We start from the raw sequence: 606 nt of genomic DNA, 5'->3' as shown, positions 1-606 counted from the left end.
TGAGCCGACGATCGGCGTTGTTCCAGTTGCTCTGTCCAAAACCGAGGTCGCCGCTTTTGTGCGTCCACTTCTGTCAGAAGCCGGCGGCGTAGTCCGTTCGGTCTCCGAGCATGGCGATGACCACATCCACCAGCCCTTCCAGCAGCCAGTTGATGTCGTCGTCGGGTTGCGGCTTGAGCCTCATCGCGTTGAGACGGGGACGCAGGTATTGCCGAAGATTTGCTTGCTCCGGGCGTCGGTGCCACTCCGGCAGCGGCTTGGCGTCGGGGCAGCGAAGTCGCAGGTAGTTGGTTACGAGGGCCAGGAGCTGTACCTGGCTCGGGAACTGGACGAGCGACGGGCTGGCCTCAGGTGGCGACGCCGGCTGGACCTCCATCGTCCCGGTCAGATGCCCGCGCAGTAGGTCAGCGATGCGGTCATAGGCGGTGACCGAGACAAGCCCGGCCGCGGCGATCCGCCGTAGCCTTCTGTCGGCAGCGATCGCCGCTCGTCCAGCGGTCTGTTGGGGCTCGAACGAGCGGTCACCGAGCCATCTGCGGTGTTTGCCGCAGATCATGAATTCCCGGTGATAGAAGGTCTTCGCCGGGGCGCCGCCCGTGCAGTAAT

The 606-nt window shown here is 64.7% G+C and carries 1 protein-coding gene; it reads right to left on the bottom strand.

The window, feature by feature from the left end; all coding sequences use genetic code 11:
- Positions 1–73 precede the first annotated feature (73 nt).
- On the bottom strand, positions 74–606 hold a 533-nt coding region (locus tag ACYVKX_RS23245), incomplete at its 5' end, for a hypothetical protein (protein WP_460836092.1).

Source organism: Nocardioides hungaricus (assembly GCF_054782915.1).
The sequence above is the reverse complement of the archived record's forward strand: the minus strand, read 5'-3'. Positions and strand labels throughout refer to the sequence as shown.